This window comes from Pantoea sp. X-Soil-TKNS-1280, assembly GCF_059730475.1.
Genome location: NZ_AP035962.1, coordinates 3681070 through 3703734, shown reverse-complemented (window position 1 = coordinate 3703734; position 22665 = coordinate 3681070). Strand labels below are relative to the sequence as shown.

Below are 22665 nucleotides of genomic sequence, written 5' to 3'. Positions count from 1 at the left end.
GGTGGCTCCTTATTCCAGAGTGAATTTGATCTCTTCATCGCGGACGCCAGGGGCCTCCACATCGTCGAACTCTTCATCCGCCTGGGTAACGGTTTTCTTCATTAGCGACAGCATCACGCCACACACCACGGTGCCGATGCCAAGCGCCAGACAGAACAGCCAGGGTTTGGTGAACAGTGGCACCACGAACATACCGCCGTGCGGTACCGGTGCTTCCACGCCCCACACCATGATCAGCCCACCGGCAATGGCTGAGGCCACCACGCAGCTAGCCACCACGCGCAGCAGGTCACGCGCGGCTATCGGAATTACGCCTTCGGTGATCATGCAGATCCCCATCGGGAAGGCGGCTTTCAGCGCCTCTTTTTCTGCTTTGGTGTACTTGTGACGCGTCAGCAGGAAGGAGAGGGTGATGCCGAAAGGTGGAATCATCGAACCGACAAACTTCACCGCTTCCGGCCCGTAAATACCATCGACCAGCATGCCATCGGCAAACAGCGACATGGTTTTATTGATCGGGCCGCCAAAGTCGAAGGTGGCCATGGCACCGAGAATCGCGCCCATCACAAACTTCGAGCCGCCCTGCATCGATTCCAGCAAATGAATCAGCGTCTGCTGCAACCAGACAATCGGCTGGCCGATGAAGGTCATCATCAGTAGCCCGGCGATGATGGTACTGAGCAGCGGCAGCACCATGATCGGCATCAGGCCCTGCATCGACTGCGGCAATTTAATGGTGCGGCGCAGCAGCAATACGGTGTAGCCAACCAGGAAGCCACCGAGAATGCCGCCGATAAAGCCAGTGCCAATCTGGCCGCAGATAAAGCCGACGATCAAACCCGGGGCAAAGCCGGGGCGATCGGCGATCGAGTAAGCGATCGCCGCGCTGATCAACGGGACGATCAGTCCCATGCCCCAGCCGCCGATCTGGTTGAGCATCCAGGCAAGGGTGCCGGTGTGTTTACCGACATCCGGTCCACCAATCACCTGGCCTAAGGCGATACAGATCCCGGCGGCGACGATCAGCGGGATCATCCAGGAGATGCCAGTGAGCAGATGTCCTTTGATCTCCTGGCCATACTGACGTTTGTGGTCATTCATGATGGATCTCCTCAGGCGCGCGCCAGTGAATCCGCCACTTTTTCGAGGAATTTCACCGGTGACTTGATCACCACTTCGGTTTTCACCCTCACGATAGGTTTGCCCTGGAAGCGCTCTTCGCCTTTGATCTTCACGTCAACCGCGAGGATCACCACATCCGCAGCGGCGATCGCCTCGCGGGTGAGTTCCGTTTCGGTGCCGATGGTGCCCTGCGTTTCGACGTGGATGGTGTGGCCCAGTGCATGGGCGCCCTTAATCAGTTTTTCCCGCGCGATGTAGGTATGCGCGATGCCTGCCGTGCAGGCCGCTACACAGACGATGTTCATGTGTCACCTCAGAAGAGTAGGGTTAACAGAGGTCGGTTTCGGCGTACTGACTAAACAGCCGGATGATATTGCCGGGGTCGTTTTCCGCCAGCAGTTGGGCAATCACCTCATCATCGGCCAGCGCGCTGGCCACCTGCGACAACAGGCGAATGTGGGTGGTGTTCTGATCTTCCAGTCGCACCGCGAACAGGATGATGCAGCGCACCTGGCTGCCATCCAGCGTTTCCCAGGGGATATCCTGCTGGGTACGCCCAATGGCTAACGTGGTTTGCCGCACGGCCGCTGATTTGCCGTGTGGAATGGCGATATGGTTTTCAAAGCCGGTGGAGCCTTCCGCTTCACGCAGCCAGACATCGGCGATAAAGGCTTCGCGATCGCTGATGGCACCGTCCTGGTAAAGCAACTCGGTGAGTTCGTTAATCACTTCTTCTTTGCTGGTGGCAGTCAGGGCCAGATTGACGCGGCGCGGCGTCAGAATGCGGGAAATATCCATCAGTCAGACCTCATTCAATTAATGTTCAGCCAGGGCGTCATTCGCCCGGTGCGGCAGCTGGCTGCCAATCATGGCGTCAGTCACCCGCCGGATATCGTCATCGTTAAAAAATGCACTGACATACACGCTGGGAATGGCTCCGGTGGCGAGGTGAATGGTGGTAATCACCAGGTCCACCGCTTCATGCTGGCAAAAGGCGGCGTGATTACTCGCCGATACCACTCCGGCGATTTCCCAGTCCGGGAAGGCGCGCAGAATCCGGCTTTTCAGCAGATGTGAGGTGCCGACGCCGCTGGAGCACACCACCAGAATGCGTTTGTGGGCAATCTGCCGCTCCAGTGCCGCCTGAAAATGGACGCAAAGGTAACCAATTTCATCATCTGCTACTGGTGAAAGATCGTAAGCACTCGCCGTCAATTGCATCGCCTGCTGCGTCAGGAAAAATATTTCTTTCATCTCCTGCTGAATATCTTCCAGCAGCGGATTACGAATATGGATGTGATATTTAAGGCGATTTAATAACGGCTTAATATGTACCAGTAATCCGTCGAATAATAATCGGTCCTGAGATAAATCCTGCTGAATTAATGCCGAGAAACGATCGATTAATTCACAGGTTATTTTGACCGATTCCGCAGTGGAAAATTGATTATGCAACGGTGCATGATCGCCGCGTTCTTCCACCACAATGCCGGACGAGACAATATATTGATAAATAAATCCCACCTCATCCGCCGGAAGCGCACAGCCGATGCGTGCTTCAATCTGGCTGACCATCTGCTGCGCGATGGTCAGGATGCGTTTATCCAGGTCCTGCGCGGCAAGCGTGGTCTGTAAGGCCAGCGCGTTACCCTGCGCCATGCGATGCATCATGATTAAGATGTGGGTGCACAGATTGAGATACCAGGCATCACCCAGCGGATAACTCAGCTGCTGCTCCATCTGTAACAGCAGCGCCTGCACAAAAGCGACATCCTCGTCACCGAAGTAATGCACCAGCGCCTGCTGGCTACCGGGGTCGAGCCGTGGCAGCAGCGGCGTGCCCGCCACGTTTTGCTGCATCACATCATTAATCAGTGACACCATCGCCTGGCGCAGTGTCTGTTCATTACCTTCAATGTGCGTGCCACCTGGGCCGCGCGCCAGCGTTAATCCCAGCGGTTGTAACCACTCTTCGATTACTTTCAGATCATTCACGATCGAGGCGTGGCTGATAAAGTAACGCTCTGACAGCTTGCTGATTGAGGTTTCACGCGGTGCATCACTCAGCAACTGAGAAGCAATCTTTACCCGGCGGCTGTTGTGGCTCAGGGCATCGCTGTTGTCATCGCCGTTCAGTTGCTGCTCCAGTTGCAGGCGCTGCTGGATATCATCAACGCGCAGTCGCACGCCGCGTCCCGGGGTCTTCTCCAGCACCATGGTCCAGTTACTGAGCCAGGCTTCCAGCCATTGCAGGTCGCGATAGATGGTTTTTTCTGATACGCCGAGCTGCTGCGCCAGTTGCTTTAACGGCTGAGGTGCGGCCTGTTGCAGCAGCAGTTTTACTAATCGGTGTTGTCGCGAAGTCAGTATTTGCATTCGGTCACCTTTTATTTTGGCAAAACAGTGTATGGCTACCGTGGTTTTATATTTTCCAAATGCCAGAAATCAGGAGTGAAAAAAATATCTGTCTTATGGAGTATGAATTTAGGAAAGGAAGAGCAAAGCAACAATACTAAATGTTGTCCTCTTGCGCGGACAGGATTAATACGAAATGTGATGAATGAAAATTAATTGAGATCATGCTCACAGAATGCCGGGAATATTCATTGTGATCATGATCTCATTCTATTTTATTTTTATAACCGGCTTCACATTAATTTCCTGATAAAGATTCCTGCGGCCAGAGATGGCTTACCCCCTGTGACTAAGCCACGCGAATAAGGTACTATCCTCGCCAAATGACCGCCGGATGTCCCGCCGCTGTGGGCCACGAAGTGAGGATGCGAGCTTAATGAGCGAATTGACGCAGGATGGTGCAGAGCGTCTTGCCCTGCACAAATTTACAGAAAACGCGTACCTGAATTACTCGATGTACGTGATTATGGACCGCGCGCTGCCGTATATCGGTGACGGCCTCAAGCCAGTACAGCGCCGCATCGTCTATGCGATGTCCGAGCTGGGCCTGAATGCCAGCGCTAAATTTAAGAAATCAGCGCGTACCGTGGGTGACGTGCTGGGTAAATACCATCCGCATGGCGACAGCGCCTGTTATGAAGCGATGGTGCTGATGGCGCAGCCGTTCTCTTACCGCTACCCGCTGGTGGATGGTCAGGGCAACTGGGGTGCGCCGGATGATCCGAAATCCTTTGCAGCGATGCGTTATACCGAGTCGCGCCTGTCGAAGTATGCTGAAATTCTGCTAAGCGAGCTGGGCCAGGGCACGTCGGATTTTATTCCCAACTTTGACGGCACCTTGCAGGAACCGAAAATGTTACCGGCGCGTTTGCCGAATATCCTGCTGAACGGCACCACCGGCATCGCCGTGGGTATGGCGACCGATATTCCTCCGCACAACGTGCGTGAAGTGGCGCAGGCGGCGATCACCTTGATCGAAAAGCCGAACACCACGCTGGATGAGTTGCTGGATATCGTGCACGGCCCGGATTTCCCGACCGAAGCAGAGATCATCACCCCGCGTGATGAAATCCGTAAGATTTATCAGAACGGTCGTGGTTCCATCCGCCAGCGCGCGGTATGGAAAAAAGAAGACGGTGAAGTGGTGATCACCGCGCTGCCGCATCAGGTATCCGGTGCGCGGGTGCTGGAACAGATCGCCGCGCAGATGCGCAATAAAAAGCTGCCGATGGTGGAAGACTTACGTGATGAATCCGATCACGAAAACCCCACCCGTCTGGTGATTGTGCCGCGTTCGAACCGGGTCGATCTGGATCAGGTGATGAATCATCTGTTTGCCACCACCGACCTGGAAAAAAGTTACCGCGTTAACCTCAACATGATCGGCCTGGATAACCGTCCGGCGGTGAAAAACCTGCTGGAAATTATCTCGGAATGGCTGATCTATCGCCGCGATACCGTGACGCGTCGCCTGAATTACCGTCTGGATCGCGTACTGCGTCGCCTGCATATCCTGGAAGGTTTGCTGGTAGCGTTCCTCAATATTGATGAAGTGATTCACATCATCCGTACTGAGGATGAGCCGAAAGCGGTGCTGATGTCACGTTTTGACATCAGCGAAACCCAGGCTGAAGCGATTCTGGAATTAAAACTGCGTCACCTCGCTAAACTCGAAGAGATGAAGATTCGCGGTGAGCAGGCAGAGCTGGAAAAAGAGCGTGACCAGTTGCAGGCGATTCTTGCCTCCGAGCGCAAGATGAGCAACCTGCTGAAGAAAGAATTGCAGGCAGATAGCCAGACCTACGGTGACGATCGTCGTTCACCGTTGCGTGAGCGCGAAGAAGCCAAAGCGCTGAGCGAGAATGATTTGGTGAGCGCCGAGCCGGTCACCATCGTGTTGTCACAGATGGGCTGGGTACGTAGCGCCAAAGGACACGATATTGATCCTTCCGGCCTAAGCTACAAGGCAGGGGACAGCTATCTGGCTGCCGCACGCGGTAAGAGTAACCAGCCGGTGGCCTTTATCGACTCCACCGGACGCAGCTATACCCTCGACCCAACCTCGCTGCCGTCGGCGCGTGGTCAGGGTGAACCGCTGACCGGTAAGCTGACGCCACCGCCAGGTGCGGTGATGGAACAGGTGCTGATGGAGCCGGATGAGCAGAAACTGCTGATGGCTTCTGACGCCGGCTATGGCTTTATCTGTACCTTTGCTGACCTGGTATCGCGTAACCGTTCCGGTAAAGCGCTGCTGACGCTGCCGGAAAATGCCAAAGTGATGACGCCGATGGCAGTCAATCATGAAGATGACATGCTGCTGGCGATTACCCAGGCCGGGCGTATGCTGATGTTCCCGGTCGGCGAACTGCCGCAAATGTCGAAAGGCAAGGGGAACAAGATCATCTCGATTCCTTCCGCGGAGGCTGCGGCAGGGACGGATAAACTGGTATGGCTGCTGATCCTGCCGTCAGGCAGTGCCATCACCCTGCATGTCGGCAAACGTAAGATGTTGCTGCGTAGTGAAGAATTGCAGAAGTTCCGCGCTGACCGTGGTCGTCGTGGTACGTTGCTGCCGCGTGGTCTGCAACGTATTGACCGCGTCGAGCTGGATGCCCCTACGCGCCAGGGCGGTGAGAGTGAAGAGTAACCCTGCAAAGAATAAAGCAGGCAAGGGTATGCCACTACTGAGGAAACTATGTTACTAATTTTACGGACTATTTTTGTCGTTATTTACTCGATTCTGGTCTGTGTGTTTGGCTGTATCTGGTGCCTGTTTTCACCACGCAATCCACGCCATGTCGCCACGTTCGGCCACATGTTTGGCCGCTTATCGACGGTGTTTGGCGTCAAGGTGGAACTGCGTAAACCGGCAGATGCGGAGAGTTATGGTAATGCTATCTACATCGCAAACCACCAGAATAACTACGATATGATCACCGCCGCCAATATTGTGCAGCCCACCACGGTAACCGTGGGCAAAAAAAGCCTGCTGTGGGTACCGTTTTTTGGTCTGCTGTACTGGCTGGCGGGTAATTTGCTGATTGATCGTGACAATCGCGCTAAAGCACATGGCACCATTGGTGAGTTAATCGATCAGTTTAAAAAGAAGCGCATCTCGTTCTGGATGTTCCCGGAAGGAACGCGCAGTCGTGGACGTGGCCTGCTGCCGTTTAAAACCGGCGCATTCCATGCTGCGATGGCAGCGGGTGTGCCGATTATCCCGGTGGTGGTGTCCAACACCCATGACAAAATCAAACTCAACCGCCTCAAAAACGGTCTGGTGATTGTCGAGATGTTGCCGCCAGTGGATACCAGCGAGTTTGCTAACAGTTCGGTGCGTAAGCTGGCGACCCATTGCCGTGAATTAATGTCGGCTAAGCTGGAAGAATTAAACGCTGAAGTCGCCGAGCGCGAAAAAAACGGTAAAATCTGACCGGCCCCACGGGGCAGGCAATCTGCCCCGTACGCAACAGACCCTCTCCGGGTGCAGCACAGCAATAGCAATTAGAAAAAAATGGACGGCGTCCTCACGCCACGCTCAAAAGGTCTGAAGTTTTATGTCTTGCAGCAGACGTCAGTTTATTCAGCTTTCTGCCGGTGTCGCACTTGCCACCAGCGTAACCAGCACTGCGCGTGCCGCCTCCGCGCCTGTCGGCGATACGCCGCTTCCCGTACCGCCGTTGATTGAATCACGCCGCGGCCAACCGCTATTTCTTACGCTCCAGCGCAGCCACTGGTCATTCAGCGGCAACAGCAACAAAGTGCCGGTGTGGGGCATTAACGGCTTGTACCTTGGCCCGACCGTGCGTGTCTACAGCGGCGACGATGTGAAGCTGATTTACAGCAATCGGCTGAATGAACCCGTCGCCATGACCGTCAGCGGTTTGCAGGTGCCGGGCGCGCTGATGGGGGGCGCACCGCGATTGATGTCAGCCGGTGTAGACTGGGCACCGGTATTGCCGATTCGTCAGGGTGCGGCGACCTTGTGGTATCACGCCAATACGCCCAATCGTATGGCACCCCATGTCTATAATGGCCTGGCGGGGATGTGGTTGATTGAAGATGACGTCAGTAAGGCACTGCCGCTACCGAAACACTATGGCGTGGATGATTTCCCGCTGGTGATTCAGGACAAGCGTCTCGATAACTTTGCTACACCGGTCTATGACCCGCCGCAGGATGGCGGCTTCCTTGGTGATACGTTGCTGGTTAATGGCGTGCAGAACCCGTATGTGGATGTTTCGCGTGGCTGGGTCCGCCTGCGTCTGCTGAATGCCTCTAACTCACGTCGCTACGATCTGGCTTTCTCTGATAATCGCCCCTTTACGGTGATCGCCAGCGATCAGGGCTTTTTACCGGCCCCGGTTGCGGTACAGCGTTTGTCGCTGGCACCGGGCGAGCGGCGCGAAGTGCTGGTGGATATGTCGCAGGGGGATGAAGTGTCGATCACCGCGGGTACTGCTGCGGGATTGATGGATCGACTGCGCGGCCTGTTTGAGCCGTCATCGATCCTTGCCAATACGCTGGTGCTGTCGCTGCGCCCAACCGGTTTGCTGCCGCTGGTCACGGACAATCTGCCGATGCGCTTGCTGGCGGATCAGATCCTCGATGGTGTGGCGGTACGCACCCGCGAATTCCGCATTGGCGACGGTATGCCGGGCATCAATGGTGCGATGTGGAATATGGGACGTATCGATACCACGGTACAGCAGGGCACTTTTGAACGCTGGATCCTGCATGCCGACCGCCCGCAGGCGCTGCATATTCAGGGCGTGATGTTCCTGATTAAAAGTGTCAACGGTGCACAGCCGATGGGTGAAGATCGCGGCTGGAAAGATACAGTATGGGTGGATGGGGATGTCGAGTTACTGGTGAGTTTCCCGCAGAGTTCGTCGGAGCATTTCCCGTTTGTTTATTACAGCCAGACGCTGGAACTGGCCGATCGCGGTACCGCAGGGCAGCTGCTGGTTAACCCAACTAACTGATATTCCTAAAATCTGTAACGGCGCGATTTATCGCGCCGTTACGTATACGGTTGTTAATTAAAACTCTCCGGGTCCGGTCCCAGTCGGTTGCCGATATCCAGCGCGGTAATATCGCTGATCTCGGTTTTTTCCAGCCGGAAATCAAACACCTTAATGTTTTCCTCAATGCGCGCCGGGGTCACTGACTTCGGAATCACCACCAGGCCACTGTCCAGGTGCCAGCGAATCACGATCTGCGCCGGGGTTTTGCCATATTTCTTCGCCAGCTGTTTGATCACTTCCTGATCAAACACCCCTTTACCACCCTGCGCCAGCGGGCTCCAGGATTCAGTCTGGATCTGATGCAGCGCGTTCCAGGCGTGCAGAGTGCGCTGCTGTAACATCGGATGCAGCTCAATCTGGTTCACCACCGGTGACACCCCGGTTTCATCCATCAGACGTTTCAGATGCGCCTCATTAAAATTACACACGCCGATGCTTTTGGTCAGACCCTGTTTCTGCAATTCAATCATCTGCTGCCAAGCGCCGACATACAGATCTTTTGCCGGGCAAGGCCAGTGCATCAGGTAGAGATCGACCTGATCCAGTTTGAGTTTTTCCAGGCTGGTTTCCAGTGCCTGCTGGGCGTTTTTCTGATCGTCATTCCACAGCTTGGTGGTGACAAAAATGCTGTCGCGCGCTACGTCGGTTTCCTGTAGCGCCTGGCCAATCGCTTCCTCATTCTTATAGGCGGCAGCGGTATCAATGGAGCGATAGCCGACCTCCAGCGCTTTTAATACCGCTTTGCGTGCATCTTCAATACTCGCCTGCCAGACACCCAGTCCGAGCTGCGGCATCATATTGCCGTCGTGCAGTTTAATCAGTGGTTGGTCTGCCATAGTTGCTCCTTATTTGTCGCAGTGACTCACCGGAAACACTGAGGTTAATTCTAGTCAACAAACCTTAGCGCCGGGATCATTGTGGCAATTCTGCGGCGCTTTTGTGCTGTCTGTTTCTGCTGGATTCTTGCCTGATTCTCCAGCTGGCTGGAGCTTTCGCCTGCGCTGCGGCAAACTGACCTTTTTGCTGCGAGAGAATCTGCCATGCCCCATGACACCCTTTGCCGCCAGCTGGCCCAGCAGGTCATTGCGTTGATGAAGCCTGGCAGCCAACCCTTGTGCCAGCTGGAAAACGTACGCTTAATCTATGCCGATGAACCGCTGCCGCGTACGCCCATGATGTATCAGCCCGGCATCGTCATCCTGTTCCAGGGGCGCAAAACCGGTTATCTCGGCAGTACGGTATTTCATTACGATGCCACCAAGTATCTGATGCTCACCGTGCCGTTGCCGGTGGAGTGTGAAACCGAGGCCACGCCGGAGGAGCCGCTGGCAGGGATCTGTCTCACCGTGGACAATGCCAGCCTGCAGGATCTGCTGATGGAGATTGGCGACGATGAAGATTTCCAGCCGCAGCCGCAAACCTCGGGCATCCATTCCGCCTTTCTCAGTGAAGAGATGTTATGTGCTGCCGAACGACTGCTGGATGTGCTGCGTAAGCCGCGTGACGCGCGCGTGCTGGGGCCGCAAATCGTGCGGGAAATCATCTACTACGTGCTGGTCGGGCCGTGCGGGGGCGCGCTGCTGTCGATGATCAGCCGCCAGACGCAGTTCAGTCAGATTGCCCGCGCGCTACGCCGTATCGAAGGTCATTTCAGTGAAAACCTCAGCGTGGAAACGCTGGCGGCGGAGGTGAACATGAGCGTATCGGCCTTTCATCACAACTTTAAAGCGGTGACGCAAACCTCGCCGTTACAGTATCTGAAACGTTTTCGCCTGCATCAGGCGCGTCTGATGATGCTTCAGGATGGCATGCGGGCCAGCGTCGCAGCGGTGCGCGTCGGTTATGAAAGCCCCTCACAGTTTTCCCGTGAGTTTAAACGTTATTTTGGCGTGACGCCGGGAGAGGAAGTAAGCCGCGTGCGTCAGACGATATTTGAATCACCCGCTGACGCCGCGCAGCTGTTATGACGCCTTCGGGCGTCTTTTTTTCCAGATCACCAGAATGCTGCCAGCCAGGCCAACAAACAGCAGCACCACGGGCAGCAGCATCAGCACCGCCATCACCTGGTCTTCATGGCGTTTGATGAAGGGGACCTGGCTGATGCCGTAGCCGAATGCCACCACGATGCATACCCACAGCAGCCCGCTCAGCCAGTTAAACAGCTGAAAACGACCATTCTGCAAACCAGAAATGCCCGCCATGGTGGGCAGCAGAGTACGGACAAATGCCAGGAAACGACCGACCAGCAGCGCCATCAGCCCGTGGCGATTAAACAGCTGCCAGGCTCGCTGATGATATTGTGCCGGTAAGTGCATCAGCCAGCTTTTCACCATTTTGGTATTGCCCAGCCAGCGCCCCTGCAAATAACTCAGCCAGCAGCCGAGACTGGCGGCGGTAGTCAGAATCACCATGGTAGGGACAAAGTCCATCACACCTTTGGCGACCATGGCACCGGCCAGCAGCAACAGGCTATCGCCCGGCAGAAAAGAGGCCGGTAACAAACCGTTTTCCAGAAACAGCGTCACAAACATCACGCCGTAGACAATCCACACGACATCCGGATTGGCCAGCGCGGCAAAATCCTGATGCCAGAGTGCGTGGACAATCTCATGTAAAACACCCATCTGCTATTCCATCAAGTCACAAGGATAGTATTTTAACGGCCCGCGTAGCAGCAAACGTTGATCTTTGCCACGCGAATCCGGCCTGTTGAGCTTCTGTTGAAGATTTTAGCGCTTCAGGCGGTCAAACCCGGCTTGCAGGTCTTCAATCAGGTCAGCAACGTGTTCCAGACCAATGTGCACCCGCACCAGTGTCCCGGTAAAATCGACGCCGCCTGCCGGGCGAATCGCCGCCAGTTCTTCCGGCTGATTCGCCAGAATCAGCGACTCATAGCCACCCCAGGAATATGCCATGCTGAAGTGGTGGAAACCGTCGAGATATCCCGCCAGCTGCTCGCTGCTCAATTTCTCATGCAGAATGAACGAGAACAGACCGCTGCTGCCGGTAAAATCGCGTTGCCAGAATTGATGGCCTTTGCACTGCGCCAGCGCTGGATGATTGACCCGCGCCACTTCCGGTCGTGCAGCCAGCCATTCCGCCACCTGCAATCCGCTTTCTTCATGCTGACGCAGGCGGGTGCCCAGCGTACGCAGACCACGGCTCGCCATATAAGCGGTATCGGCATCAACCATCTGTCCCATCAGGTAGGAATTTTCACGCAGCTGATCCCAGCAGCGCGCGTTGGCCACGGCGGTACCGATCATGGCATCGCTGTGGCCAATCAGATATTTGGTGCCTGCCTGAATAGAAATATCGACGCCATGCTCCAGAGCGTTAAACAACACCCCCGCCGCCCAGGTATTATCGAGCATAATGATGGCGTCAGGCGCTTTCGTGCGGACCGCAGCGACGATGGCCGGAATGTCCTGCACTTCCATAGTGATGGAGGCCGGTGACTCCAGAAACACCACGCGGGTATTCGGCTGCACCAGCGCGCTGATTTCGCTGCCGATGCAGTGATCGAAGAAGGTGGTGGTGACCTGGAGTTTGCTGAGGATTTTGGTACAAAAATCCTGGGTGGGTTCGTACACGGCACCGCTCATCAGCACATGATCGCCCGCCTCGACGAAAGACAGAATGGCGTTGGCAACCGCAGCGGCTCCACAGGGATAAAGCACGCAACCGGCACCGCCTTCCAGTTCCGTCATCGCGTCCTGCAGGGAGAAATGTGTCAGCGTGCCGCGACGGCCATAAAACAGCTCGCCTTTCGCCCGTCCGGCGGTGGCGCGTTTTTTATCAGCCACGGTGTCGAAAACCAGCGATGAGGCGCGCTGAATAACGCTGTTCACTGAGCCCTGAGTGTAACGTTTGCTGCGTCCCGCGCTTACCAGCGTGGTGTCTATTTTTTTCGTTGCCATCACTGCCTTTTCTGCCGCATTCCACAAAGGAACCACGTTACCACGAATCGCGCCTGCGCGTTGACCCTGATTGCGGAATATCAGACAGTCACCTTAGTTGATTCCGTAGCGGCGCGATTTATCGCGCCGCTACGACAGTGTTACATCACCCCCATCACATGCGGCAGCCACAGTGACAGCGCCGGAATATAGGTGATGAGCATTAGCACCAGAAACAATATGCAGTAGAACGGCAGCATCGCACCCACCACCTGTTCAATTTTCTGCTTACTCACCGCACTGGCGACAAACAACACCGTGCCTACCGGCGGGGTGATCAGCCCAATACCGAGGTTGGTCATCATGATCATGCCGAAATGGACCGGATCGACACCCAGAGAGGTTGCCACCGGTAACAGCACCGGCGTCAGGATCAGGATGATCGGGGCCATATCCATCAGCGTACCGATCACCAGCAGCAGCACGTTGATACACATCAGAATCACATACTTATTATCCGACAGGCTGGTAAAAGCCGCAGTAATGGCGGTGGGTAACTGCATAAAAGTCATCACCGCACCAAAACCGGCGGCGAAGGCGATCAGCACCATCACAATGGTGACGGTTTTGATGGTACGGAACAGCAGAATGTGCAGCTGGTTCCACTTAAAGTCACGGTAGATAAACATGGTGACAAAGAACGCCCACAAGCAGGCGATGGCGGCGGATTCTGACGCGGTAAAAATTCCGGAAAGGATACCACCCAGAATGATGACGATGGTAAACAGCCCCCAGAAGGCATCAAAGAAGATTTTCAGTGCCTGGCGAAATGGGATCGCTTCCCCTTTGGGATACCCACGTTTGCGTGCAAAACCGAGGCACATCACCATCAGACATGCACCGAGCAGCAGGCCAGGGAAAATACCGGCGACAAACAGCGATGAAATGGTCACCACACCGCCAGTGGCCAGCGAGTAGATCACCGAGTTATGACTGGGAGGCGTGAGCACTGCCTGTACCGAACCACTGGCGGTCACAGCGGCGGCGAAATCACGTGGATAACCCTTCTCTTCCATCTGCGGGATCATTACCGAACCTATCGAGGCGGTATCGGCCACCGATGAACCGGAAATCGCACCGAAAAAGGTGGAGGCGACAATATTTACCAGTGATAACCCGCCACGGATAAAGCCGACAAAGATGTAGGCAAAGTTCACCAGCCGTCGCGCAATGCCGCCCTCAGCCATAATCGCCCCGGCCAGAATAAAAAACGGGATAGTGAGTAACGAAAATTTGTTGATGCCGTTGGTGATCTGAATCACCACTGCTTCCAGCGGCAGGTCGATCCACCAGGCACCGATAAAGGCGCTAAACCCGACGGCGAAGGCCACGGGAAAGCCGACCAACAGCAACAGGATCAGACTGCCAATCAGAATGAATGCGTCCATCGCGATGCTCCGAAGTTAGTGTGTGCCGCCAAGGGTGACGATTGGGCGCTGGCTCTGGTCACCGTTCAGCAGGCGTTCCAGGGCAAACAGCAGGGTAAAAGCGGTGCCGATGGGGATCGGTAAATACATCTCGCCGTAGGTGACATTGGGCAGCGAGGCCAGCGGCTGAATCCACATCGCTTCGCACAGGTTGTAGCTGGCGCGCAACAGAATCAGACACAGGGCAATCAGCAGCAGATTGCACAGCAGCAGCGCCCGCTTTTGCCCGGCTGGCGACAGACGATCGGTCACCATCGACACGCAAATATGGGTACCTGCACGCAGCCCCACCGGTGCGCCAATAAAGGTGAATATGATCATGCAGATAATCGCCACCGGCTCCGGCCACGAAAGCGCGCTGTTCAGCACATAGCGCGCAAAGATGCCAATCGGAATCACCGTGACCATAATCATCAGCGCCGCCGCGGCAACCCACATGCACAGCAGGTACAACCCATCCATCCAACGGGAATATGCGTTCATTGTTCGCATCCTGAGTGAAACGCCACGCGGCTGCATGGCGCAAAAGGGTTATTTCACTTCGGCGATCTGGGTCATCAGATCCTGATATTTGCCGCCAAACTGATCGCGCACCGGCTGGGTAGCTTTGACGAAGTAGTCACGATCGATCTGCTGGAAGGTCACGCCGCCGGCTTTCATCTTCTCGAGCGATTGCTGGGTATAGGTTGCCCACAGCTGACGTTCTTCATCCTGGGCTTCTTTACCCAGCTTCTTCAGCAGCGCCTGATCGTCGGCGGAGAGACGATCCCAGGCTGTTTTGGAAAACAGGATCATTTCCGGCTGAATAAAGTGGCCGGTCAGGGTGTAGTACTTCGCCACTGGCAAATAGTTGTGGGCGACAAAGGTCGGTGGATTGTTCTCCGTGCCATCAACCACGCCGGTTTGCATCGCACTGAACACCTCGCTCACCCCCATTGCCACTGGGTTGGCCCCCATCGCTTTCAGTGTGGCGAGAGAAATGGCGCTGTTTTGCACGCGAATCTTCATGCCCTGCAAATCTTCAGGTTTGGCGAGAGGTTTTTTGGTGATCATGTTGCGCGTACCGGCGTCGGTCCAGCCGAGGAACACCATGCGGGTGTTAGGATCCTGATCGAATTTATTGACGATCTGCTCGCCCACGCTGCCATCCAGCACTTTGTGCATATGATCTTCATCACGGAAGATAAACGGCAGGGTGAGCACGCTGGTTTCGGGGGCGATGGTGGTGACTGGTGCCAGCGAGACGCGGATCATATCGATCGCCCCCAATTGCACCTGTTGCAAGGTTTGATCTTCATCACCCAGCACACCACCGGCATAGACTTTGATCTCCAGACGCCCATCGGTGGCCTGTTTCAGTTTCTCCCCCATATGCTCCAGCGCGACCACGGTGGGATAACCTGCGGGTTGCACTTCCGCCACTTTGAGCACTTTGGCATGGGCGTTACAGGCCAGCAGGGCGAACATGGAGGACAATGAAACGGCGAGTAGTCGTTTTTTCAGCGTCATTTTTTACTCCAGCATTGAGGTATTGAAATCGTGCGGTGAAGACACCGCAAATGGGCAGGGCTGGCTCAGAATAGTGAAAAACAGCTGGCGAAAAACCGGTCAGATGTTGATTGAATGAATTGCATCACATTTTGAAACGATGTTTTAATAATTTTACATGTTGCATCACATTTATAAAACCAGCACATAACCGGACACACATTCATCACAAACTGTGGAGAAAAAGCGCACCTTTCGTTTGTAAATAGTAATGAGAACTACTATCAATTCGACCCGGTAATTTGTTATGATCCGCGCTCGATCGTGAACTGTGCAATTGAAGTTGGAGACGCAGCGTGGTAGCCAGTGATTTGATGCAGACGGATCTCTCCGTTTGGGGCATGTATCATCATGCCGATATCGTGGTAAAGGTGGTAATGATTGGCCTGTTACTGGCCTCCGTGGTGACCTGGGCACTTTTCTTCGGCAAGTTTGCCGAGCTGAGTTCAGCGAAACGTCGTCTGAAGCGTGAACACATCGCATTGAGCGAAGCGCGTTCACTGGATGAGGCTTCACGTACTGCTGCCAGCTTTAAAGGCCATAGTCACAGCGCCGTGCTGCTGAATGATGCGCAGAACGAGCTGGAACTCTCAGCCGGTACTGAAGACACCGACGGCATTAAAGAACGTACCAGTTTCCGTCTTGAGCGCCGCGTCGGGGCCTTTAGTCGTCACGCGGGCCGTGGCAATGGTTTCCTCGCCACCATCGGTTCGGTTGCGCCGTTTATCGGCCTGTTCGGCACCGTCTGGGGTATCATGAACAGCTTCATCGGTATCGCCCAAACTCAAACCACTAACCTCGCCGTTGTTGCACCAGGTATCGCCGAAGCGTTGCTGGCTACCGCGATTGGTCTGGTGGCGGCTATCCCGGCTGTGGTCATCTACAACGTGTTTGCCCGTATGATTGCGGGTTACAAAGCCTCGCTGGGCGACGTCGCGGCACAGGTGCTGCTGTTGCAGAGCCGTGATTTAGACCTGGGAAAAGTGACTAACGAAGTGGCTCGTCCTTCTGCCGCACAGAAACTGCGCGTAGGGTAATTGCTATGGCGATGCGTTTAAACGACGACCTGGAAAGCGATGGCGAAATGCATGAAATCAACGTGACGCCGTTTATCGACGTGATGTTGGTTCTGCTGATCATCTTCATGGTGGCCGCACCGCTGGCAACGGTGGATGTGCGCGTTAACCTGCCTGCTTCCACCAGTGCGCCGCAGCCGCGTCCGGAAAAACCGGTCTATCTGTCGATTAAAGAAGATAATCAGGTCTATATCGGCAATGATCAGGTAACAAAAGAGACGCTGGTCAATGCGTTAACCGCGCAGACCGAAGGTAACAAAGACACCACTATCTTCTTCCAGGCAGATAAGTCGGTGAGTTATGAAACCCTGATGTCAGTAATGGATCAGCTGCGCGAGGCCGGATATCTGAAAATCGGCCTGATGGGTATGGAAACGGTGAAAAAGTAATTTCACCCAGGGTTATGAGGGCGTCCAGATGGACGCCCTTTTTGTTATGTGTCTTTGCTGAGGAAAACAGGAAATCACGAATCGATGCCATAAATGGGCAATTATTCTGTGGAACGGTTTTGTTAATACTTTGTTACTTATACCCCTGCTTTTGTAAAGTGCAATGGTGAAGGTGATCACATTCATCCGCTGACTACCACGCTACAAGGAAGTCTTACGCATGGAAGAAACCTGGAAAACCTATGAGCTCACCTTCGTCTTTACAAAAATCATCGCAGAGCGGTGCCAAAACCATCTTTAGCGTAACCAGCGGCAATTTCCTTGAAATGTATGATTTCATGGTCTTTGGTTACTACGCGACCGCCATTGCTAAAACCTTTTTCCCCGGTGACAACCCGTTTGCGTCGCTGATGCTGACGCTGATGACCTTTGGCGCGGGTTTTCTGATGCGTCCGCTGGGCGCGATCATCCTCGGTGCCTATATTGACCATCATGGCCGCCGTAAAGGGTTGCTGGTGACGCTCGGCATTATGGCGCTCGGTACCCTGACCATCGCTGTGGTGCCGGGTTACGCCACGCTGGGCGCGGCTGCGCCAATCTTGATTCTGCTGGGTCGCCTGCTGCAGGGCTTTTCTGCCGGTGTCGAACTGGGTGGCGTGTCGGTTTATCTGGCCGAAGTTGCGCCGAAGGGACGTAAAGGTTTTTACGTCAGCTGGCAATCCGGGAGTCAGCAGGTGGCGGTGATCTTTGCTGCGCTGCTGGGCCTGGGGCTGAATCATCTGCTGGAAAAAGATGCGGTCACTGAGTGGGGCTGGCGTATTCCGTTTGTTATCGGCTGTATGATTGTGCCGTTCCTGTTCTGGATTCGTCGCATGCTGGAGGAAACTGAAGCCTTTAGCCAACGCAAACATCATCCGACCATGCGCCAGATTATGCGTTCGGTGGGGCAGAACTGGGCGCTGGTATTAGCCGGTATGCTGATGGTGGTCACCACCACGGTGATGTTCTATATGATCACCGCCTTTACCCCGACCTTCGGCAAAACGGTGCTGATGATGAGCGACAAAGAAAGCTTCCTGGTGACGTTGTTTGTGGGGCTTTCCAACCTGTTCTGGTTGCCAGTGATGGGATCGTTGTCAGACCGTGTGGGTCGTCGGCCATTGCTGATTTTCTTCACCATCCTGATGATTCTCACCGCCTGGCCGGTGCTGAAATGGCTGGTGGCTGCGCCAACCTTCTCTCATCTGGTGATCGCCGAGCTGTGGCTGTCGTTCCTTTATGCCAGCTATAACGGCGCGATGGTGGTTTATCTGGCGGAAATCATGCCTGCCGAAGTGCGTGCTTCAGGCTTCTCGCTGGCCTACAGTCTTGCAACGGCGCTGTTTGGCGGCTTTACCCCGGCGGTCTCCAGCTATCTGATCCATGCAACGGGCGATAAAGCGATGCCGGGTGTATGGCTGTCGTTCGCGGCGGTATGCGGGTTGATTGGTACCCTGCTGATTGGCCGCATGGTGAAGCAGTATCGAACACGGCACAGCGCGACTACTGTGAATGCCTGATCAGTCAGATGAACAAGGCCGCCAGTATGGCGGCCTTGTGTCTAAAACGACAAATCTACCACCACGCTATCCGTATAATTCCCCGCTGGCGGGGTATTTTGCGTTGTCAGAATCTGCGCAGTGTAGGTGTATCCGCGCGTCAGACCATCGGTGCTGACGGTGGTGGAGGCGCTGCTGCTCCAGCGGGCCGTGCCGGTGGGTCCCCAGCGCGTGGTGGTGGTGGTGGTGCCCTGGTAGATGTCATAACTCAACAGGTTGCTGCCACTCGCCATATTACGCACACCATTCGCCGCATAGCTGCCGTTACTCATTCCCACTGTATAGGTGCTGCCCTTACTGCACACCACGCTGATGGACTGCTGCACGGTGGAAAAACTGCTGACCAGCGGAGCACTGCCAAAGCTGACGTTTGGCGCGGTGATGGTGGTGCAATCATTCGAGAGCACCATCGTTAAGGTAATAGGAATGGTGCCGGTACCGGTTTGCGGCGTCAGGCAAAGACCTCCGACGCCAAGGCTGGTGCAGATATTGTAGGTAACATATAAATTGAGCGTCACCGTATAGGTTCCTGCGGCGACCGTTTGTCCGGTGACGGTTTTCAGATATACCGGCAACGCAAAGTTCAGGCTACCAAACAGACCAGCAAGATTCGCCAGAACCGATTGTGAAAATGTATAGGTCGATCCCCCCACGGTAAGTTCTGTTGCGCAGGCGCTGTCCATACACAGGCGTACCGGAATATTATCGGTGCCGCTGCTGCCGCTAATTATCATAGCGCCGCGCGTACCATTGACGCTGGAGGCGCTGGCCAGTTGCAAGGTGATTTGGTTGGTGCCTAACAACGTCAGGGCAGAACCCGCGCCACAGTTCACGTTTGCAGTGGTTGAAGTGGAGCTGACGGTTGAATTGGCGACAAAGGTGGTGACCGAGCCAAAGCTGGCGGTTGACGCGGGCAGACTGCAGGCAGCACGGGCCAGACCTGGCAGCAGTAACAGCGTCAGCACTAGCAAAATTCTTTTCATGGAGCGATGCCTGAAGTTGAGTTTTCGGTATTCGGCTGCGCGGTACCGGGTGGTAGTGGGGGTAACGCGCAGGTGAGCGGGCCATAGGTCTTCAGTGCCTGTGGCCCGTTAGCGATATTGAGTTCGGTGCGGCAGGTGCGGCCATCTGGCGTGGTGACCTGAATTGGATTGCTGGCGTCGAGGTTTTCCATCCAGGTGATACCGTCCCAGCCGACATACTCGGTTGCCTGTCCGGCGCGCAGTACCTGGCTGGAGACCGGCAGCGGCTGACCGTTGCTGTCATGCAGAATCACGCTGGCCGAACGCAGTTTCTCCACCGGGAAGTTCAGCAGATAACCGCTCTGGCGTTTCACCGCAAAGCGTTGTTCTACCCGGGGGGAAGTCATATCGGCTGGCAGGTCTAGCGTGTCGATATCGTATTTCGCGGCGTAATAGCTGCTGATTGACGGTACCAGCAGATAACCCTCGTTATCGGTACGTCCCATCGACTGGTTTTCGTAGCGGATGTTCACGTCGGGATAATTGGTTTTCACCAGTACAAAGGCGTCGTTGATCTGGTTAGCAACGAACAGACGGTTATCCATCAGTACCAGCGCACCACTGAAATCGGCCCACTGGGTGGTGTTATCGTCGTCGCCATAAAAACCTGCCGAGGTATCCACTTTATTGTTGCGATAGCGCAGGCTGCCCTGACGATAATCGCCGCTGTTGCCGCCCTGGTTGGCCCAGGAGGCATCCCACGAGTAGCCGCCGTCACTCGGCATGGCGCGCGACAGATACACCCGCTGGTTGTTTTCTCCCTGCTGATCGCGTTCCATGCTGACCGAGGCGCTGCCCTGTTCGCCGAACGGGATCACCAGCGAAATCGCGCCGCTCCATTCCCCCTGTTGCTGGTCGCGGCTGGCGGAGATATACAGGCTGCTGTTGCCCCAAATGTTTTTACTCCACGACAGGTTCAACAGCCGGGTGCGTTCGCCCTCGCCGCTGTTGATATCGAGATAGGCCAGCCCGAGGCTGCCGTATTGATTCATCGACACGCTGGCGGTGTACTGCGCACTGCGGCGTGCCAGCGAATATGAGGTATCGTCCGAGTCGCTGCGATTGCCGACCAGCGCCAGATTGCCAAAATCCGCCGTGCGCAAGGTATGCTGCGTGCCGAGGCTCAGCCAGCTGTTGTTGTACTGATATCCCCAGCTGTATTGCGTGCCGGGCTTTCCGCTCATCTGGCTTTGCGCCAGCGCGCCGTTGAGGACGCCCCAGCTGCCGAGTTTCAGCATGCCGCCCGCACCGCCCATCGCCACTTCATCGCTGCCTTCGGCGTGGGTTTCCAGCGTTAGCCAGTTGGTCACACCATAGCGATAGGAGCCGCTGGCTGCGGCTGCGCCATAGTCGAAGTTTCTGATGCCGTAGTTTTCACGCATGGCTCCCGCTGAGAAGGAGTAGTCAGACAAACCTTGCTTCAGCAGGCTGCTGGAAACATAAAAGGGCAGGGTGGTGGTGATCTGGCGACCGACCGCATCGGTGGTGGTGATGACTGCATCACCCGCGCCATTGACGAAAGGGACGTTAGTCAGCGACCACGGACCCGGCTGTACGTTGGCCTGGCTGGAGCGATAGCCGTTAATAAACAAATCCACCGTGGAAGGCACCGCCGCCTGGCCGGAAAACTGCGGCAGCGGATAGGTGATCAGATCCGGGCGAATGCTGAAATCACGGCCAATCTGCAACCCGCCAAGACGCACGCTGTTGGTCCAGGAGAGCGCATCAGTGACCAGATCCCCGGCACGGATGCTTCGTACCGCGTTCTCGTCCTCGTTGCTCCACCAGGTATCGTAGCGGATATAGCCATTCGGTTGCTGGGGGGCATCGCCTTCCAGTTGCTGCTGCCATACGCCGTTGCTGGAGAATTGTCCGGCGGCACCAAACACGCGCAGCTCATTCCAGGTGGCGAGGCGAGAGCCGGTATGATCGGTGCGGGTGGCGTAGAAGTCATAGTTGAGCAGTGCGCCGGTGCTGGCTCGGCCTGGGTAGCGTGGCCCATTGTGCGCCTGGCCGATCACCTGGCCCGGCAGCCAGGCAGGAGGGACAGTCAGCAGCAGGCGCTGGCGTTGATTGTCATAGTCCACTTTGACGTCGCTTAACTGGTTGACGTTAATCTGCTGTCCCTGCAATTTGTCCGCCGGGATCCCGGCGCGCTCCAGATCGCCACGTCGCAGCCAGAAATCGCCGTTCTTCTGTTTGACCGGCACAATATTGCCCTGCTCCCCCTGATTGATGATCAGCTCCAGCATGTATTGCTGTCCTGCGGCATTGTTTTGCAGCGCAGGGGGAGGCGGCAGCTCGGAGAAGGTCTCGGCGCTACTGATCATGGGTAAACAGCAAACCACGCTGGTCACGGCCAGCGCACAGGGGTGGGGCGAAATGCGCATCAACGCACGGCTGCGCTTTGCCAGTGGCCTTTATTCATCTCAGCCTCCAGCTCTCCACCGACATTGCTATTCAGCAGCCAGCGGTTGCTGCTGTTTGCCAGCACGTAGCCAAACAGGCCGTTGCCGATGGGGCGTCCGCCGATGGTGACATTGCTCAGACGCGCATGGCCGTTGCCGTTATTGGTCAGCAGCAACCAGCGCTTGCCCTCGCTGTTTTCCACTCGCCAGCTGAGATTGGGTTTGGCGCTGTCGGCCGTTAAGCCACTGCCATAAACAAACAGCGGTACGGAGTAGCGCATTTGAAAGGTCAATCCGGCCTGATTGGTACCTGGGGTACGCGGGGTGGGGATCTCATCCAGTACCACGCGGTAGGCCATCTCCTTACCGGCGTCAGGTGGCACTTGCTTAATTAAGCGCACCAGTTGCTTCTGCCCCGGTTCAATGCGCACCAGCGGCGGGCTGGCGAGCACCTGCTGCTGGGTCTGATACTGCTCGTGCTGGTTGACCTGCTGCCAGGTGAAGATTCGCACCTGCATCAGTGTGGTGGCGTTGCCGCGATTCTCCAGCCACAGCTCACTGGCTTTATCGTCGGGATTGATGGCGGGATCAATCGGCCAGATCATCAGCGAGTTGGCAGCATGGCTGAGAGCGCTGAATGTGAGCAGCCAGAGCAGCAGCAGGTTTTTCATCGG

At 55.6% G+C, this 22665-nt stretch carries 20 protein-coding genes; 7 read left to right on the top strand and 13 right to left on the bottom strand.

Annotation, left to right across the window (positions count from 1 at the left end; translation table 11 throughout):
- Positions 1-9 precede the first annotated feature (9 nt).
- Genes AC6I8X_RS17090 through AC6I8X_RS17075 form a run of 4 tightly spaced genes read right to left on the bottom strand, consistent with a single transcriptional unit; the run spans position 10 to position 3498 of the window.
- Positions 10-1101, bottom strand: coding sequence for a PTS fructose transporter subunit IIC (locus tag AC6I8X_RS17090; RefSeq protein WP_497840169.1), 1092 nt, complete (start codon positions 1099-1101; stop codon positions 10-12).
- A gap of 11 nt (positions 1102-1112) precedes the next feature.
- Positions 1113-1427 (bottom strand): PTS fructose transporter subunit IIB, encoded by a 315-nt coding sequence (locus tag AC6I8X_RS17085; protein WP_013510517.1) that lies wholly within the window; start codon positions 1425-1427, stop codon positions 1113-1115.
- Positions 1428-1449: 22 nt separating this feature from the next.
- Positions 1450-1920, bottom strand: coding sequence for a PTS sugar transporter subunit IIA (locus AC6I8X_RS17080; RefSeq protein ID WP_299459550.1), 471 nt, complete (start codon positions 1918-1920; stop codon positions 1450-1452).
- Between the two features lie 18 nt (positions 1921-1938).
- The gene (locus AC6I8X_RS17075) at positions 1939-3498 is read right to left on the bottom strand and encodes a BglG family transcription antiterminator (protein ID WP_497840168.1); all 1560 of its coding nucleotides are present in this window, start codon (positions 3496-3498) and stop codon (positions 1939-1941) included.
- Positions 3499-3913: 415 nt separating this feature from the next.
- Between AC6I8X_RS17075 and parC the strand changes: the two genes are divergently transcribed.
- The 3 genes from parC (at position 3914) to ftsP (ending at position 8522) form a co-directional block, all read left to right on the top strand.
- Entirely contained in the window at positions 3914-6184 is a 2271-nt protein-coding gene (gene parC, locus AC6I8X_RS17070; RefSeq protein ID WP_299459555.1) for a DNA topoisomerase IV subunit A, read from the top strand.
- Between the two features lie 48 nt (positions 6185-6232).
- Positions 6233-6970 (top strand): 1-acylglycerol-3-phosphate O-acyltransferase, encoded by a 738-nt coding sequence (locus AC6I8X_RS17065; RefSeq protein WP_299459558.1) that lies wholly within the window; start codon positions 6233-6235, stop codon positions 6968-6970.
- A 124-nt stretch (positions 6971-7094) separates the two neighbouring features.
- Positions 7095-8522, top strand: coding sequence for a cell division protein FtsP (gene ftsP / locus AC6I8X_RS17060; protein ID WP_299459560.1), 1428 nt, complete (start codon positions 7095-7097; stop codon positions 8520-8522).
- A gap of 53 nt (positions 8523-8575) precedes the next feature.
- Here the strand turns inward: ftsP and dkgA are convergent, their stop codons facing one another.
- A complete protein-coding gene (gene dkgA, locus AC6I8X_RS17055) occupies positions 8576-9400 on the bottom strand; it encodes a 2,5-didehydrogluconate reductase DkgA (protein ID WP_313685891.1) in 825 nt (274 codons plus the stop codon).
- Positions 9401-9604: 204 nt separating this feature from the next.
- On the opposite strand from dkgA, the gene AC6I8X_RS17050 reads away from it, so the two are divergent.
- Positions 9605-10531 (top strand): AraC family transcriptional regulator, encoded by a 927-nt coding sequence (locus AC6I8X_RS17050; protein WP_299459566.1) that lies wholly within the window; start codon positions 9605-9607, stop codon positions 10529-10531.
- On the opposite strand, the gene AC6I8X_RS17045 is transcribed toward AC6I8X_RS17050, so the two are convergent.
- The 5 genes from AC6I8X_RS17045 to AC6I8X_RS17025 all read right to left on the bottom strand — a co-directional run bounded on the left by AC6I8X_RS17045 (position 10526) and on the right by AC6I8X_RS17025 (position 15459).
- Positions 10526-11188 carry a DedA family protein gene (locus AC6I8X_RS17045; RefSeq protein ID WP_299459569.1) on the bottom strand — a complete coding sequence of 221 codons (663 nt, stop codon included), beginning with the start codon at positions 11186-11188 and terminating at the stop codon, positions 10526-10528. The two genes, AC6I8X_RS17050 and AC6I8X_RS17045, sit on opposite strands and share 6 nt — an antisense overlap.
- 105 nt (positions 11189-11293) lie before the next feature.
- Positions 11294-12484: a cystathionine beta-lyase gene (gene metC, locus AC6I8X_RS17040; protein ID WP_313683094.1), complete on the bottom strand. Its 1191-nt coding sequence runs from the start codon at positions 12482-12484 to the stop codon at positions 11294-11296.
- Positions 12485-12624: 140 nt separating this feature from the next.
- Positions 12625-13911 (bottom strand): TRAP transporter large permease, encoded by a 1287-nt coding sequence (locus tag AC6I8X_RS17035; RefSeq protein WP_313683096.1) that lies wholly within the window; start codon positions 13909-13911, stop codon positions 12625-12627.
- A 15-nt stretch (positions 13912-13926) separates the two neighbouring features.
- Positions 13927-14433 (bottom strand): TRAP transporter small permease, encoded by a 507-nt coding sequence (locus AC6I8X_RS17030; RefSeq protein ID WP_299459577.1) that lies wholly within the window; start codon positions 14431-14433, stop codon positions 13927-13929.
- Between the two features lie 48 nt (positions 14434-14481).
- Positions 14482-15459 carry a TRAP transporter substrate-binding protein gene (locus AC6I8X_RS17025; RefSeq protein ID WP_313683100.1) on the bottom strand — a complete coding sequence of 326 codons (978 nt, stop codon included), beginning with the start codon at positions 15457-15459 and terminating at the stop codon, positions 14482-14484.
- Positions 15460-15812: 353 nt separating this feature from the next.
- On the opposite strand from AC6I8X_RS17025, the gene exbB reads away from it, so the two are divergent.
- From exbB to AC6I8X_RS17010, 3 genes are all read left to right on the top strand, one after another.
- Complete coding sequence (gene exbB / locus AC6I8X_RS17020; protein ID WP_299460467.1) at positions 15813-16535, top strand: tol-pal system-associated acyl-CoA thioesterase; 723 nt, start codon at positions 15813-15815, stop codon at positions 16533-16535.
- 5 nt (positions 16536-16540) lie between these two features.
- Positions 16541-16963: a TonB system transport protein ExbD gene (exbD, locus tag AC6I8X_RS17015; RefSeq protein WP_084876831.1), complete on the top strand. Its 423-nt coding sequence runs from the start codon at positions 16541-16543 to the stop codon at positions 16961-16963.
- Between the two features lie 242 nt (positions 16964-17205).
- Positions 17206-18522 carry an MFS transporter gene (locus AC6I8X_RS17010; protein WP_313683103.1) on the top strand — a complete coding sequence of 439 codons (1317 nt, stop codon included), beginning with the start codon at positions 17206-17208 and terminating at the stop codon, positions 18520-18522.
- A gap of 41 nt (positions 18523-18563) precedes the next feature.
- Here the strand turns inward: AC6I8X_RS17010 and AC6I8X_RS17005 are convergent, their stop codons facing one another.
- Genes AC6I8X_RS17005 through AC6I8X_RS16995 form a run of 3 tightly spaced genes read right to left on the bottom strand, consistent with a single transcriptional unit; the run spans position 18564 to position 22662 of the window.
- A complete protein-coding gene (locus tag AC6I8X_RS17005) occupies positions 18564-19544 on the bottom strand; it encodes a Csu type fimbrial protein (protein ID WP_497840167.1) in 981 nt (326 codons plus the stop codon).
- Positions 19541-21973, bottom strand: coding sequence for a fimbria/pilus outer membrane usher protein (locus tag AC6I8X_RS17000; protein WP_497840166.1), 2433 nt, complete (start codon positions 21971-21973; stop codon positions 19541-19543). Before AC6I8X_RS17000 ends, AC6I8X_RS17005 begins: the two co-directional genes overlap by 4 nt.
- Entirely contained in the window at positions 21973-22662 is a 690-nt protein-coding gene (locus AC6I8X_RS16995) for a fimbrial biogenesis chaperone (protein WP_313683109.1), read from the bottom strand. The genes AC6I8X_RS17000 and AC6I8X_RS16995 overlap by 1 nt, the downstream gene beginning before the upstream one ends.
- Positions 22663-22665: the final 3 nt, after the last annotated feature.

Bases quoted from the DNA above. Each gene is read 5' to 3' on its own strand.
- AC6I8X_RS17030 (WP_299459577.1), bottom strand. From the start codon at position 14,433: ATGAACGCATATTCCCGTTGGATGGATGGGTTGTACCTGCTGTGCATG.
- AC6I8X_RS17080 (WP_299459550.1), bottom strand. From the start codon at position 1,920: ATGGATATTTCCCGCATTCTGACGCCGCGCCGCGTCAATCTGGCCCTG.
- AC6I8X_RS17025 (WP_313683100.1), bottom strand. From the start codon at position 15,459: ATGACGCTGAAAAAACGACTACTCGCCGTTTCATTGTCCTCCATGTTC.
- ftsP (WP_299459560.1), top strand. From the start codon at position 7,095: ATGTCTTGCAGCAGACGTCAGTTTATTCAGCTTTCTGCCGGTGTCGCA.
- AC6I8X_RS17010 (WP_313683103.1), top strand. From the start codon at position 17,206: ATGAGCTCACCTTCGTCTTTACAAAAATCATCGCAGAGCGGTGCCAAA.
- AC6I8X_RS17065 (WP_299459558.1), top strand. From the start codon at position 6,233: ATGTTACTAATTTTACGGACTATTTTTGTCGTTATTTACTCGATTCTG.
- AC6I8X_RS17005 (WP_497840167.1), bottom strand. From the start codon at position 19,544: ATGAAAAGAATTTTGCTAGTGCTGACGCTGTTACTGCTGCCAGGTCTG.
- exbD (WP_084876831.1), top strand. From the start codon at position 16,541: ATGGCGATGCGTTTAAACGACGACCTGGAAAGCGATGGCGAAATGCAT.
- AC6I8X_RS16995 (WP_313683109.1), bottom strand. From the start codon at position 22,662: ATGAAAAACCTGCTGCTGCTCTGGCTGCTCACATTCAGCGCTCTCAGC.
- parC (WP_299459555.1), top strand. From the start codon at position 3,914: ATGAGCGAATTGACGCAGGATGGTGCAGAGCGTCTTGCCCTGCACAAA.
- AC6I8X_RS17090 (WP_497840169.1), bottom strand. From the start codon at position 1,101: ATGAATGACCACAAACGTCAGTATGGCCAGGAGATCAAAGGACATCTG.
- dkgA (WP_313685891.1), bottom strand. From the start codon at position 9,400: ATGGCAGACCAACCACTGATTAAACTGCACGACGGCAATATGATGCCG.
- AC6I8X_RS17050 (WP_299459566.1), top strand. From the start codon at position 9,605: ATGCCCCATGACACCCTTTGCCGCCAGCTGGCCCAGCAGGTCATTGCG.
- AC6I8X_RS17000 (WP_497840166.1), bottom strand. From the start codon at position 21,973: ATGCGCATTTCGCCCCACCCCTGTGCGCTGGCCGTGACCAGCGTGGTT.
- AC6I8X_RS17075 (WP_497840168.1), bottom strand. From the start codon at position 3,498: ATGCAAATACTGACTTCGCGACAACACCGATTAGTAAAACTGCTGCTG.
- exbB (WP_299460467.1), top strand. From the start codon at position 15,813: ATGCAGACGGATCTCTCCGTTTGGGGCATGTATCATCATGCCGATATC.
- AC6I8X_RS17035 (WP_313683096.1), bottom strand. From the start codon at position 13,911: ATGGACGCATTCATTCTGATTGGCAGTCTGATCCTGTTGCTGTTGGTC.
- AC6I8X_RS17085 (WP_013510517.1), bottom strand. From the start codon at position 1,427: ATGAACATCGTCTGTGTAGCGGCCTGCACGGCAGGCATCGCGCATACC.
- AC6I8X_RS17045 (WP_299459569.1), bottom strand. From the start codon at position 11,188: ATGGGTGTTTTACATGAGATTGTCCACGCACTCTGGCATCAGGATTTT.
- metC (WP_313683094.1), bottom strand. From the start codon at position 12,484: ATGGCAACGAAAAAAATAGACACCACGCTGGTAAGCGCGGGACGCAGC.